The sequence below is a fragment of the Candidatus Protochlamydia phocaeensis genome (assembly GCF_001545115.1).
Lineage (GTDB): Bacteria > Chlamydiota > Chlamydiia > Chlamydiales > Parachlamydiaceae > Protochlamydia_A > Protochlamydia_A phocaeensis.
The window spans coordinates 23351-37249 of sequence record NZ_FCNU01000011.1 but is presented as its reverse complement, the minus strand read 5'-3'; the positions used below and the strand labels follow the sequence as shown (position 1 = coordinate 37249).

Annotated in this window: 9 protein-coding genes and 2 pseudogenes; 1 reads left to right on the top strand and 10 read right to left on the bottom strand. The window is 41.6% G+C overall.

The features are described 5' to 3' along the window. Positions 1 to 258 precede the first annotated feature (258 nt). From BN3769_RS03925 to rpsA, 10 genes and pseudogenes are all read right to left on the bottom strand, one after another. A protein-coding gene (locus BN3769_RS03925) for an IS1 family transposase (protein WP_228840610.1) occupies positions 259 to 986 on the bottom strand; the annotation gives its coding sequence in 2 pieces (ribosomal slippage) (positions 259 to 515 and positions 515 to 986; 729 coding nt in all). A 232-nt stretch (positions 987 to 1218) separates the two neighbouring features. Beyond that, positions 1219 to 1901 (bottom strand): annotated as a pseudogene (locus BN3769_RS14365) (Tn3 family transposase); the annotation flags it as partial. Between the two features lie 220 nt (positions 1902 to 2121). Beyond that, the gene (locus BN3769_RS03915; protein ID WP_068467790.1) at positions 2122 to 2982 is read right to left on the bottom strand and encodes an F-box-like domain-containing protein; all 861 of its coding nucleotides are present in this window, start codon (positions 2980 to 2982) and stop codon (positions 2122 to 2124) included. Between the two features lie 147 nt (positions 2983 to 3129). Next, a pseudogene (locus tag BN3769_RS15220) lies at positions 3130 to 3892 on the bottom strand (IS5 family transposase). A gap of 160 nt (positions 3893 to 4052) precedes the next feature. Next, positions 4053 to 4988: a bifunctional riboflavin kinase/FAD synthetase gene (locus tag BN3769_RS03900; protein ID WP_068467785.1), complete on the bottom strand. Its 936-nt coding sequence runs from the start codon at positions 4986 to 4988 to the stop codon at positions 4053 to 4055. A gap of 118 nt (positions 4989 to 5106) precedes the next feature. After that, on the bottom strand, positions 5107 to 5826 hold the full coding sequence (gene truB / locus BN3769_RS03895) for a tRNA pseudouridine(55) synthase TruB (protein ID WP_068467783.1): 720 nt from the start codon (positions 5824 to 5826) through the stop codon (positions 5107 to 5109). After that, a complete protein-coding gene (gene rbfA / locus BN3769_RS03890; protein ID WP_068467781.1) occupies positions 5804 to 6217 on the bottom strand; it encodes a 30S ribosome-binding factor RbfA in 414 nt (137 codons plus the stop codon). The genes truB and rbfA overlap by 23 nt, the downstream gene beginning before the upstream one ends. Before the next feature lie 4 nt (positions 6218 to 6221). After that, positions 6222 to 8990 (bottom strand): translation initiation factor IF-2, encoded by a 2769-nt coding sequence (gene infB, locus BN3769_RS03885; RefSeq protein WP_068467779.1) that lies wholly within the window; start codon positions 8988 to 8990, stop codon positions 6222 to 6224. A 3-nt stretch (positions 8991 to 8993) separates the two neighbouring features. After that, positions 8994 to 10268: a transcription termination factor NusA gene (nusA, locus tag BN3769_RS03880; RefSeq protein WP_068467777.1), complete on the bottom strand. Its 1275-nt coding sequence runs from the start codon at positions 10266 to 10268 to the stop codon at positions 8994 to 8996. A 344-nt stretch (positions 10269 to 10612) separates the two neighbouring features. After that, positions 10613 to 12361 (bottom strand): 30S ribosomal protein S1, encoded by a 1749-nt coding sequence (rpsA, locus tag BN3769_RS03875; RefSeq protein ID WP_068467776.1) that lies wholly within the window; start codon positions 12359 to 12361, stop codon positions 10613 to 10615. A 760-nt stretch (positions 12362 to 13121) separates the two neighbouring features. On the opposite strand from rpsA, the gene BN3769_RS03870 reads away from it, so the two are divergent. Beyond that, positions 13122 to 13886 (top strand): amino acid kinase family protein, encoded by a 765-nt coding sequence (locus BN3769_RS03870; protein ID WP_068468335.1) that lies wholly within the window; start codon positions 13122 to 13124, stop codon positions 13884 to 13886. The last annotated feature ends 13 nt before the right edge of the window (positions 13887 to 13899 follow it).

Here is a 13899-nt window from a genome sequence, read left to right as displayed (position 1 = left end):
GAAGAAACAGGGATAATGGCTGAAATTCTTTTGCCATAAAAAATAGCGATATAAGAGAAAGGGGGAAGAAAATAATTTAATCTGAGTTTTTTTGCCCTTTCATCTGTGAGATCTTCATGTCAGTCCAAAGGGAAAAGGACTCAAAACTTAGGTTTGGAAAGGCGGAGAGTCAAGAGGAACCTATTGGTATAAGGGGAATAAGTGATGTCTTCCATGCCACGCCAGAGATGACGATCAAAATGCGGAATTTGGGTAGTCCTAAACATGTAATGCTTTCTGCTGGTTGTAATGACAAATAAAATATTTGATCATTCCAACATGATTAGACATCTTTTTTGAAAAAGAGAGCGTCTTTCTCACAAGCCGAGAACATCTTTGTCTAAGGGTGTTATTAAATCTTTCAATGTAGCTCGTCTTACCGGATTCTTTGCCAACTGGCCGGTGTTGCAACCAAGGTATAACTTCAAAATAGATTGAGAACTTATCTTTGTAAAAGATGGCTTTTTTTTTAAATCTTCCGGCAATTTTGCTAATAAACATTCTGCAGATTCCTTATCCCTTTTTCCTACATGCATTGCTAAAACTTGTCTTGTAGGACTATGAAAAACCAGCCATAACCTTTGAGGATTTTTCTTTTTCCCGACATAACTCCATTGCTCATCTAGTTCAAAAGTGGCGATTTCAAACTCTTCACTTTCAATGATGTTGGTATTCAAATTTTCTGGGAGTTCGCGAATGATTTCATCCATAAATTTTAGTAGCCATGGCATACTGACGTTGAAAATCCTACAAATCCCCTCAAGGGAAACCCTTTCAAGCAATGCCTGGCGAATTTTTGCTCTTTCTTCTTCTGGTATGCATTTCTTGTCTGGATTGAGAACAAATTGTCTCCCGCAAGAAAGACATTGATGATTTTGTTTTCCGTTATGAATGTGGCCATTTTTCTTAATTGTTAAAGCATTGCAAGCAGGGCATATGATTGTCATTAGTTTCCTCTCGATGTAGACAAAAGAAGAAACCTTAATTGACACACTAAAGTCAAATCAAATCTTTTCCTAGTATTACATGTTTAGGACTACCGGAATTTGGGTGTTAAGAGAACGCCTGCGATCTCAAATAAGAGACTGTCGCCTCCTAGAAAAAAAGAACTCGAATCTATGAATTCGACAACAGTCTCTTATAATAGAGGTCACCTCAGAATTTGGATTATAAAGCACGTTAAGGTTTTGAAATTACTCGTAATGTTCTGAATTTCCTTTTCCAACTGATTTATTCTGTCGCCAAACATAATCTCCAGCCAAATTGATATGTTCCCGCCCAAGAGGTTATAAATGTCTTAAAAGATTTTCATTAATTAGCTGACCGCGATCTTTTAAGAATTGGATTACTTGCTCCAAATAGACTATGTTCCATAAAATGATTGTTGCTACTACAAGGTTAAGACCAGAAGCACGATAGCGTTGGTTTTCAAAGCTGCGTTCGCGTATTTCACCAAGTCAATTGAAAAATACAGCTCTTGCTAAGGCGTTTTTAGCTTTCCCTTTATTTAATCCGGCATTCATACAACGGCGCAGTTCAATATTTTGCAGCCAATCTAGAGTAAACAAGCTGCGCTCAATTCGACCAAGCTCTCGTAGTGCTATTGCTAATCCATTTTGACGAGGATAACTTCCTAACTTTTGCAATATTAATGAAGCTGTCACAGTTCCCTGTTTAATGGAAGCAGCCAGACGCAAGATTTCATCCCAATGATTGTGAATATGTTTGATATTGATTGTTCCATCGATCATAGAATGGATGGTTGAATAATCCTTTTTAATGTCTGGGACAAATAGCCGTTTATCAGCCAAATCTCGAATACGAACAAAACAACGTATGAAAAAAAGATTAAAAGAAACGTATGACTGTTATTTGAAAGGTAAAATGGATACAGCACAAGTCGATCAAAGGCTGCAGTCCTATTTGGGCATTTTATCTCACGCCAATCAGCATGCGTTATCTCAAGTTCTAAAAACGCCTATTGGGTACGAGAGGGTTAGCTTGCGTGGTTTTAATCCCGAATTCCAAAGAACAAAAAACCAAGACCCTTTCTCAAGAGCCAAGTTTCCAAGTCCCCATGCCCTAAAAGAACTTCCTGAGGGCCGCCACGCCGATACTGTAGAAGTCAATGCTGAGGCTGCGGACATAGAGACCGGCGAGGGAAAAGCCACCAACCACTATTTGCCAATCTTGAGCTTTCTCTTGGCAACGTGTATAGGTCCATAAATCATCAGCTTTAAATAGATGCTCTCCAAAACGGATATAATGCATAAAAATACCAATGGTAGCATCTAATACATTCGGAACTTCGTAATTGATTTCTGTTTTTTTAGCAAATTCAGCAATGAGGGCTTGTTGGTCCGTATAAGTCTTATTTCTGCTTCCTTCTATCACATCCTTTGTCATCAGTACCCAATGCGATTTGGTAGCCCCTTGATTACCATGTTCATTAATAATCGCATCCCAAATATATTTATACTGAGTGGCATGTCCCTGTTTTGGCGCCTTCACAAGCTCTCCCCACGTTTTTAAATTGAGGGGCTTTCCATTGATAGTTTCTGGAATGAGCACTAGCATGTGCGTCTCTTCGACTTTTTTTCCCGGCCAAAATGGACACGGGCTTTTAAGGATCTTATGAATGTCTTTTGGAAAGGGTGGCTCTATTCCAACATCTCCAAAATATTTTGCCCATTGCTTTTTACCAAAGGCTATCTTTGGAGGCAGGGCGTTCCATAGGGCCTCATCACTGGCTTTTACTTTCCATTCTCTGTTCACTCGCTGGCACCTTGCAAGCTCATCAGCATTCAAATAAGAAAAAATTTCTTGAGTCATCTCTTTTGGAAATACTTTGACAAAATCAGCTTTTACCTCTTTTCTAACTTCTCTCTGCTGAAAATATTGGCTTCTTAAGTCAATTATAAATTTTCCGATAGAATTAAACATTTTAAATCTAACCTTATTAATATAATGTTTTTAATTTTTAAAAAATCACATTATAATTTATAGTTTTATTAAATATAAAAAATTGAATTAAAAAATTTTTTCTAATCAATAGTCAATTGCTTCAATTGCTAAGAAACTGTCGTCGAATTAAATTAATTTACTTATTTGTTTAAGCATAAGTCTGGTCATAGCAAGATAAATCATATTTTGGCTAGTTGTGGCGTATTGCTCAAAATCCTGGCTTAAACGTCTAAATTTACCCAGCCATGCAAAAGTTCTCTCACTTATCCATCTCTTTGGCAAGGCTTTAAAACTTTTATCATTTCGCTTAACAATCTCAATTCGACAGCCAAATTCTTTCATCTCTTCTTCTAGATTCTCACTTATATAGCCTGCATCCAGGTAAATAAGAGAGGGGGCTGTCTATTATTTAATTTTATTTTAGACATCATGACTCTCAATTAGCAGCCGATATAGCAACTTCTATGACTAATCCAAAGTGATCAACCAATAGATGTCTTTTCCGACCCTTAACCTTCTTGCCCCCGTCAAACCCCCATAGCCTTTTTTTTCTGTTGTTTTAACGCTTTGACTATCAGCAATTGCTACGCTTCCCTATTTTTCCCTAGCAGTTGTCTAAGACTTCTCCTTAAATGATGATGGATGCTTTCAAAAACGTTTTTTCTTTCCATCTCCTGTATTGCGAGTCGACTGCTTTCCAATGAGGAAAATCATGGGGTAAATCCCTCCATGTACACCCTGTTTTTAGTACATAAAATATTGCATCGAACATTCGCCTTCTTGAGTATTTGGGCTTTTTACCTGCCCCTTTTCTTGCTTTTGGTAATAAGGATTCGATGACTTCCCATTCTTTATCTGTCAGATCTGTTGGATAAGGTTTATATGTCATTTTTAGACCCTTTTAGGTCTATAATATAGATAAAAGTTTAATTCGACGACAGTCTCTAAGAACAGTCTCCGAAGCTTAACGTGCTTTATAATCCGAATTCTGAGGTGACCCCTACCCTAATAGTATAAAATAATTAGAATGCCCATTAGAGAATAAACTTTTACTCTAGGAGGGAATGAGGCTTTTCTAAATTTTTTACCTGTTCAATATCTTGTTTGATTTGCCTGCGCAAGTCTTCTAGGCTCTCAAATTTTTTTTCAGGCCGGATAAAGCCTTCAAAAATAACCTCAATAGGCTCTTCATAAAAATCAGGATGTGAGGAGAGCAAATGCACTTCTAATAAGGGCGTGCGATCTTCTCGGACTGTTGGCGCAAGGCCTAAATTGGCGATGCCCCTAAAGGATTGATTGTCTTTTCTCACTTCTACAGCATAAACGCCAAAGGGAGGCAAGCAGAGGCCTCTTACCTCTAGATTGGCGGTTGGAAAGCCGATCTGTTTGCCTTTGCCCAATCCTGGCAAAACGTGCGAATAAATGGAATAAGGCCTTCCCAATAAAGTTTCTGCTTGGCCTAGTTCTCCTTGTTGAATGAGGCCTCTAATGCGAGTGCTGGAGACAGGCTGTCCTTCATAGCGATATTCATCTACATAGTGCACAGTGAACCCCCATTCAAGTGCGAGCTGTTGCATAGTCGATTTATTTCCTTGCCTGTCTCTTCCCAGTGTGGCGTCATGCCCTAAAATAAGATGGGTGAAGGGGATAAATTGGCGTACGCGCTCAATAAAGGAAGCTGCGCTGTGATTGGCCAGATAGCGCGTAAAAGGCAGAAGAACGAGGGCCTGCAGACTGTGCATTTGCAAGAGTTGAATTTTATGCTTTAGCGTGCACAGAAGAGGAACAGGCTGCTCAGGCCGTAGAACTTCTGAAGGATGGTTGCTGAATGTAAGAACGGTTAATTGGCTGTTATCTCTTGCAAATGTACGCGCTCGCTGAAGGACAGCTAGATGGCCGAGATGGACGCCATCAAAGTTGCCAATCGTGAGGATAACGGGTTTTTTGTGATCCTTAAAGTCTTCTAATTGATGGAATATTTGCATGAAGCCTCTAAATAGAAAGGATTTACTTTTGCGCACCCTTCTCGCATGTCGAGTTCTTTTATTTGGAAGACTCGAAAATTAAAACAAGCTTATCAATCGGATATGATGGATTGAAGCACTAATGGCCGTAATGAATGAGCTTGCTAGCGAGATCGATGTCCGAACAGCTCAATTGCGTGCCTTCTACGCAGTCTTTTAAGTGAAAGGTTCCACTGCGTGTTCGCGTTAAATTAAGAAGATGGGCTCCGCATCCCAGCTTTATTCCTAAGTCATACGCTAAGCTGCGAATATAAGTTCCCTTGCTGCATTTGACATGTAATTCCAGATGGGGATATGTATAGCTGACAAGAGTGGTTTGTAAGGCAATCTTGACAGGGTCTCTTTCTACCTCTTTCCCCTGGCGGGCGAGTTCGTAAAGCTTCTTACCTTGCTTTTTTTTAGCCGAATACATCGGAGGAACCTGCTCAACTTCGCCTTGGAAGGCAAGTAAAGCCTGCTTCACGTCTTCCAAAGTGGGAATAAGATCCGATTCGGAAATTACCTGTCCTTCGCAGTCATAGGTATCCGTCGTGATGCCCAGGCGTACTTGGGCAATGTATTCTTTATCGCAAGATAAAAACTGATCTGATAGCCGCGTATAGTTGCGGCCAATCAGCATGACCATGACCCCTGTTGCAAAGGGGTCTAGTGTGCCTGCATGGCCAATTTTTTTTACTCCCAACTTTTTGCGCAGCTCCCGCACTAAGCTAAAAGACGTTTTGCCTTTTGGTTTATTGACAAGTAAAATGCCTTGAGGAAGGGAATTAGAAATGTGGTTAAGAGTCTGATGGATGCTCATGTTCTTCTGTATCATCTGAAGAGGAATCCTTTTGGCGGGACTCTCTTTCCTTGCTAATTTTTCCGAGTAATTCTTCAATGCGCATATGCTTTTCTACGCTGTCATCCAACTTAAAAGTCAGTTCAGGAAAATAGCGCATGACAACTTTTTGAGAAGCATTGACGGCAATGAATCCTGCGGCAGAGCGTAACGCTTCTATTGTCGCGGCTTTCTCTTGTTCAGTTCCAATCACACTGATGTAAACTTTCGCATGATGCAAATCTTTTGAAATTTGCACGCGCGTAACAGTCACAAGCTCTGTGACGTGCGGGTTACGCACGTCACGCTTGATGACTTCTGAAATGACTTCTTTTAAAAGAGAGTTGAGACGATCGGTTCTTTGTACTGCCATAATATTATAATTCTTGTGCAATATAGGTCACTTCATAAGCTTCTATAATATCGCCTTCGCGGATATCGGAGAAGTTGTTTAGAAGAATACCGCATTCCAGTCCTTTTTGAACTTCGCGGACGTCTTCTTTCACGCGTTTAAGGGAAGAAATTGTTCCCTTCCAAACCACATCCTGGCCGCGTTTAACGCGTACATAATTGCTGCGTTGGATGCTGCCTTCGGTCACTTGGCATCCTGCAATGACGCCGGCTTGAGAAGACTTAAAGGTGGCCTTGACAACCGCCTTGCCTTTCTCATTTTCCAGGGCGATTTTCTCCAGCAAGCCTGCCATGAGGACTTTGACATCATCAATTGCATGATAAATAATATTATGCAAGCGGACTTGAACGCCTAACTGCTTGACCAACGGTTCGGCATGGCTCTCGATTTGCGTATGAAAACCAATAACGACCGCTTTAGAAGCAGCAGCCAATTGTACATCGGATTCGGACACTTCACCTACGCCGGCAAAAATAATATTTAAGTCGGCTTTAGCCGATTCAATCTTGAGCAGAGCCGCTTTGAGCGCCTCAAGAGATCCCTGAACATCCGCACGAAGGACGATATTGAGGATTTTCTTGCCTGTCGGCGTGGCTTGCTGCAAGAGATTCTCGACAGTTGTCTTTTTCTTTTGCTGCTGGACCAAATTGATTTGACGGGCACCCTCAGAACGGGCCTCTGCAATTTCTCTTGCTTCCCGCTCGCTCTTCACGACGATAAATTCCTGGCCGGCTTGAGGAAGGCCTGACATGCCTGTAATCTCGACAGGGGTGGAAGGAGAAGCTTCCTGCAATTCGCGGCCATACTCATCATGCATGGTCTTCACACGGCCCCATAATTGGCCGAATACAAGCGAATCGCCGCGCTTAAGCGTTCCATTCTGCACGAGAACAGTGGCGACAGCGCCCATTCCCTTGTGCATTTCGGATTCCAATACAGTTCCTCTTGCACGTGTGTGGGGATTGGCTCTTAATTCCAATACCTCGGCTTGCAAAGCGAGCATTTCTAAAAGCTCCGGAATGCCCTGTCCAGTGACGGCCGAGCAATTGACCGTAATGATTTGGCCTCCCCACGCTTCCGGCAACAGATCTTGATCTGCAAGCTGGCGATAGACATTCTCTGCATTAAAGTTGGGCTTATCGCACTTGTTAATCGCAACAACAATGATAACATTGGCCGCTTTTGCGTGCTGGATAGCCTCTACTGTTTGCTGCTTGAGGCCTTCGTCACCGGCAACAACTAAGACAACGATATCTGTAACGTCGGCTCCGCGGGCACGCATAGCGGAAAACGCTTCGTGGCCAGGCGTGTCCAAAATGGCAATGTCGCCCACAGGTGTCTTGCAGCGGAATGCTCCAATATGCTGGGTAATGGCTCCCGCTTCGCCTGCTGCACGGTTGCTTTTGCGAATGGTGTCGATTAAGCTTGTCTTGCCGTGGTCGACGTGGCCCATAAAGGCAACAACTGGAGGTCTGAGCTCCAATTGATCTTCAGGAGTTTGCTGAAGCTCTTCCTTGATGCTTTTATCCGTAATTTGAATTCTTTTCTCTTCGGCTGTATCAATTGTAATTTCGCAGCCAAACTCATGCCCTAGAAGTTGAATGGTTGTTTCATCTTCCAATAAATCGTTCAACGTAACGACAATGCCTTGCAAGAAAAGTTTCCCGATTAATTGCGAAGCCTTGAGCTTCATCTCGGAAGCCAAATCCTTAATCGAAATTGGAAGACGCACTTTAAGAGATGTCGGACGGATAGTCGTGTCTTCCTGCATCTGTTGGCGTTGATTTTTGCCTCTGCGCTTGCGCCATTGCTGATCATCTTCAGAAGTGCGCAATCCTTGCCTGTCGCGTGCATCAAATTGACGCGCAGCTTCAGGGCGGCGAGTAGGCTTAATATCTTTGAATTCCTTGAATTTAGAGGGTTTGGCGCCTTTGCGAGCGAGGTCTTCTTCGCCAACTTTCGCCTCTTCCTCAAAACCCTTGGCCTTGACTTTTGGTTTTTGTTTCTCCAGCTTGTCTTTGGCGCCTTCTTTTTGCTGAGGAGCTGCTGCAAGTGGAACTGGGGCTTCTGCTTTGGGAGCAGGGGTCGGAGCTTTAGGCTTGAGATAATCCTTAATATGCCGCCCTGTAGGCCCTAATTTATCTCTTGGAGGCATTGATTCTTTCACTGGGATAGGGGGTTCTTTTTTCGATAAAGGTAGAGCAGGAGTAAGAGATTCCTTGACTTCTGCCTGTTTGATTTCCTGAGGAGCAGCTACGGAAACTGGAGCTGATTTTTCCTCAATAGGCTTTTTTTCTGTAACGACTGAAGGCTCTACAATAGTTTCGGCCACTTCTTCTACCTTTATTGCGCTTTCCTTAAGTTCTTCTCCAAAAATTTCTTGGCGAATTTCTGCGCTTGTTTTTACGCGAGGCTCTTCCTCTCTGGAAAGAGGATGGGATTGAGCTTCTGTTTCCTCTTCAGAGGGCTGTTCCATGGCCTCTGCAGGTTCTTTGGACGATTCAATATGAGGCTCGGCAAAAGCAGATTTAGAACGCGCTCGAATACGAGGGGCTTCTTCTTTTGGCAATTCTTCTGCTTCAGCTTTAGTTGTTTTAGGAGCAGATTTAGCGGCCGAAGGTTTTTTTAGAGATTCTTCCTCTTTCTTCTTCGCCAGCTTGCTTTTTAATCCGCTTAGATTAATTGCCTCAGCTATTTGGGTATTTTTAATATTCAATTTAAGATTCTTTGCCAATGCTTATATCCTCTGTTTTCTAATTTGTTCTAAAATTTTATCTGCCGTTTCCAGACTAATGCCGGGAATGGTCGCTAGTTGCTCTGGAGTGGCTTTAAGCAAGGATCGCAGTGTATTATATCCTTCGGCAACTAAATGATCAAAGATTAAGCTATTGACACCTTCGATTCCTTCTAGAGGTTGATCTAAGGTCGGGTCGTCTGTAGCGGCAAGTTCGTTCCGTTGAATAGCCATTGCTCGATTATAATCGGTCATACGCTGAACTTCTAAATCATAACCAATTAAACGGCTATTCAACCTGGCATTCATACCTTTTTTACCAATGACCGCGGCGAAGTCTTCATCATCAACGACAATCGAAATCATTTTCTCTTCTTCATTAAGGTTGATTTTGCGAATCTCAATGGGGGATAAGGCATTTTGGAGGAGCTCGACTGGATCTGAAGAAAAAGGAATAATGTCAATTTTTTCATTGTGCAGCTCCCGGACTATATTCTTGACCCGGTTGCCCCTCATTCCCACACAGGCTCCTACAGGATCAACTTTTAGATCTGTAGAACGGACGGTTAGTTTTGTGCGATAACCGGCATCCCGGACAATCTTATCAATAATAATAGTACCGTCATTGACTTCAGGGACTTCTTGGACCAAAAGTTGGCGCACAAATTCAGGACTGCTGCGAGACAAAATGACCTCGGCTCCGCCATTTTCGGTGTCTTTGACTTCTTGCAAGAGGGCTAAGACTTTTTCTCCAACCTGATACTTTTCGGTTTTAGGATATTCTCTTGTCGGCATGATCGCTTCAACTTTGCCCAAATCAATAATGAGATTAGATCCTCTAACAAAGCGCTTGATAGTTCCGGAAATCAATTCATTGACACGGTGACGGTATTCTTCATAAATGACGTCCCGCTCAGCTCCACGCAGCTTTTGTGTAATAATTTGACGGGCTTTTTGAGCGGCAATACGACCAAAGTCCTTAGGTGTCACGACGACATCAATAAATTGCCCGATTTCGCACTCTGGGTCAATCGCGCGCGCCGCAGCTAAAGAGATTTCCTGGGAAGGGACTTCTACTTCTTCTACAATTTCTTTCTCACAAAAAACATCAATATTGCCTGTTTTGGGATGGATTGTAACAGTGACATTAGATGCCCCGCTCACACTCTTCCGAGCAGCAGCTTGCAGAGATTCTTCAATGGCGTTAATGACAAGCTCGCGCTTAATCCCTTTTTCTCTTTCTAAATATTCAAAGATGGCGATTAGATCTTTGTTCATGCTTAATGCCTCTAATTCTGTAATAGTATTCTTAGTCCTCTTCCCAAGAGCTTGGCACTGGATTTAGTTAATGCAGCCGCATTAACCAAATCTGGAGACAGGCTCTAACTGCCAGATGCATAGAAGATAATTTGGTCATTAGTCTTTAAAGGACTCTCCACAGGTTGTTAAACCACTCTCTCTTAACAACGAGTGAAGAATCATTTAAATTTTCTTAATGAGACAAGACCTCCATAAGGAGGTCTTAACAAGCCAAAAAGGCCTTAGCTCGTCTGTTTAATTGCAGCCGCCAAATTCTTAGATCGCTCATGCGATCGGAAAAGGCGGCTGCAAAACCTCAAGCTCTATTCTTCATCCGATTCTTGCTCAGAACCAGCATGCTGCTCATCTTTTTTCTTGCGCTTAGCAGGAGTTACGACTATATCGTCACGATTATATTGATTTTGATCAATTAAATATTCTTTAATTGACAAAGCAATTTTCTTGTGCTCGGGATCAAGCTTAATAACCTTGGCAGTTACTTCGTCTCCTTTGGAAACGACATCTTCAACCTTGCCGAATGCTTGATCGGATAGTTCTGTCACATGGATGAGGCCTTCAATGCCGCTGTCTAATTCGACAAAAGCGCCGAAAGCTGTGATTTTAGTCACTTTGCCTTTCACTAAGCTTCCAACCGGCATAGTCTTCTCAATGGATTCCCATGGGTTTGTGCTCAATTGCTTAACGCCTAAAGTGATTTTTTTGCTTTCCTTGTCAACAGAGAGGATGACTGCATCGACGATATCGCCTTTGCGCAAGACTTCTGAAGGATGGGAAACTTTCTTAATCCAGCTTAAATCTGAGATGTGAATGAGGCCTTCTACGCCCGGCTCTAATTCGACAAAAGCGCCATAATTAGTAAGCGTGCGAATCTCTGCCTTCACATTATGTCCGACAGGATATTTTCTCTCGACGTCATCCCAAGGATTGTGCTCTGTCTGCTTAATTCCCAAAGAAATTTTGCCTTCTTCTTTTTGAACAGATAAAACAATCGCTTCTACTTCATCGCCTTTTTTGACAACTTCGCTCGGATCTGTAATGTTTTTTACCCAAGACATTTCAGAGACGTGAATCAATCCTTCAATGCCTGGTTCGATCTCAATAAAGGCTCCATAGGGGAGAAGATTGACGATCTTGCCGTGAACGCGTGTTCCTGGCGGATATTTCTGCTCAATTTGATCCCATGGATTAGGACCTTTTTGCTTCAATCCTAAAGCAACGCGTCCTTTGTCTTTGTCCACGCTTAAAATCATGACTTCGAGCTTCTGTCCAAGCTGAACCATCTCTGATGGGTGCTTAATACGCTTCCAAGTCATATCCGTAATGTGGAGCAGGCCATCAATGCCATCTAAATCCAAGAATACGCCGAAGTCCGTAATATTCTTCACAACGCCTTCGCGAATATCGCCCGGCTGAATATGTTCTAACACTTCAGCTTTCTTAGAGATGCGCTCTGCTTCCAGTAATTCACGGCGAGAAACGACAACGTTTTTACGTTCAATATTGATCTTTAAGATCTTGAATTCGTAAGTCTTGCCAATGTAATCATCTAAATTCTTAATGCGCTTATTGTCGATCTGCGAGCCAGGAAGGAAAGCTTCCATTCCAATATCAACCATCAAGCCGCCTTTAACTTTTCGAATGACGCGACCCTTAACGATAGAACCTTCTTCACAATGCTCGAGAATATATTCCCACTGACGAAGGCGTTCGGCTTTTTCTCTTGAAAGAACGATCTGACCGTTTTCATCTTCTGCTTGATCGAGCAGGACTTCAACTTCGGCATCCAAGTAAACTTGAGAAGGATCGGAAAATTCTTCAATAGGAACTAATCCTTCGGATTTTAAGCCTACATCGACGACCACATGGTCCTTCGTAATTTCGACTATACGTCCTTTTAAAATACTGCCTGGGCTCATTAAAGAATTTTCTTCAACGGGCACCGCTTCGCTTTGTGTTAAAAGATTTTTAAATAATTCTGCATCTTTTTCCTGGAACTGGACATCATCGACGATGTTGCTTTCATTCCAAGTGTGTTGAGGGTGTTTAGACATTTAAAGGTTTCTCCTTATTTTCATATAATGGTGATAGATTAACAGATGTAAAAGAAAAAAAGCAATCAAAAGAGTTGTCAAATAGATGATCAAAGTTGAACTTTCTTGTTAGAGAGGAAATGCCTAAGATGACGTCTATTTCCAAATTAAAGTATGCAGAGCATTGAAAATTGATGAATGAAGGGAAAGTAAGAAAAGAGATTAATATCAAAGTGAATGCTTAAATTAAGAGTTGTTTGTTAATAAATAAGCAGAACACTTTTAATTGCAATCATTCGCTTTCTATTATCAAAATATCGGATTCAATGACCTTAAAAAAGAAAATCAGATGCTAATTTGCCAATACATAGTAATCTTTCACTATTTTTAATTATAAGAAATAGAAGGATTTAAGAGAATATAAATTTAAATGGAAATTTATTTTTTAAAAAGATTAGTCAAAATATTAGGAATTCGACAACAGGTCTCTCATTCAAGGCTCATCTAATTAAAAATTAAAGGTTAAAGAAGTATGCAATAGGCTTGATCAAGTAAGAATAAGCTGTTAGAGTATCCATAAGTTTATAATATTTATATTTGCTGTGAGGTCAATGTAAGAGCGCTATATTAATCCAATATAGCTGCCTTATAAAGAGCTCGAATCTAGGTCATTATGGGTATTAATATACTCTCTTAGCAATTTTAAATACTTGAATCTACGGCTAATAATTAAGAGAATCAAAGTTCCTATTAATTGAATCTTATGCAAGAGACTTTAGTGATGAAATTTGGGGGAGCGGCAGTGGCGACTCCCGATCAATTTTCCCATATTGCCGATTTAATTATTGCTAGACATAAGATCTATTCCCGTTTAGTGATAGTGGTAAGCGCAATGGGACAGACAACAAATCAGTTGATTGAGCTGGCCAAGCAAGTGCATCCGACGCCGCCGCAAAGAGAATATGATATGCTGATTAGTACAGGAGAGCGAATTAGTATGGCTCTTCTTGCGATGGCTCTTTGCCATAAAAATAAGGAGGCGGTGAGCTTTACGGGCAGCCAATCCGGAATTATAACATGTGCAAATCATAGTCATGCGAAAATTATTGACGTCCGCCCTTATCGACTTGCCTCTTGCTTAGAGCAAGGTAAAATTGTGATTGTAGCTGGTTTTCAAGGTGTCAGTATGCAAAAAGAAATCACGACTCTTGGAAGAGGGGGATCGGATACGTCTGCAGTGGCTTTAGCTATTGCATTGGGAGCTTCCCAAGTAGAGTTTTTTAAAGATGTACCGGGGATTTTTGATAAAGATCCCAAGTTTTATTCAGAGGCCGAAAAGTTTCCTCATTTGACTTATGAAAGGGCTTTAGATATTGTCAATCGAGGGGCGAAGGTGCTTCATGCGAGGGCTATTCGGCTGGCTGCTAAAAATGGCTTGCCTTTGCAGGTCCGCTCCTTTATGCCTACAAAAATAAGCGAAGAAGGAACCTGGATTTATGATCCAGCTATTGAAAGGCAACCAACACCTCTTTATGAGGATATTTAAGCGATTTGAGATC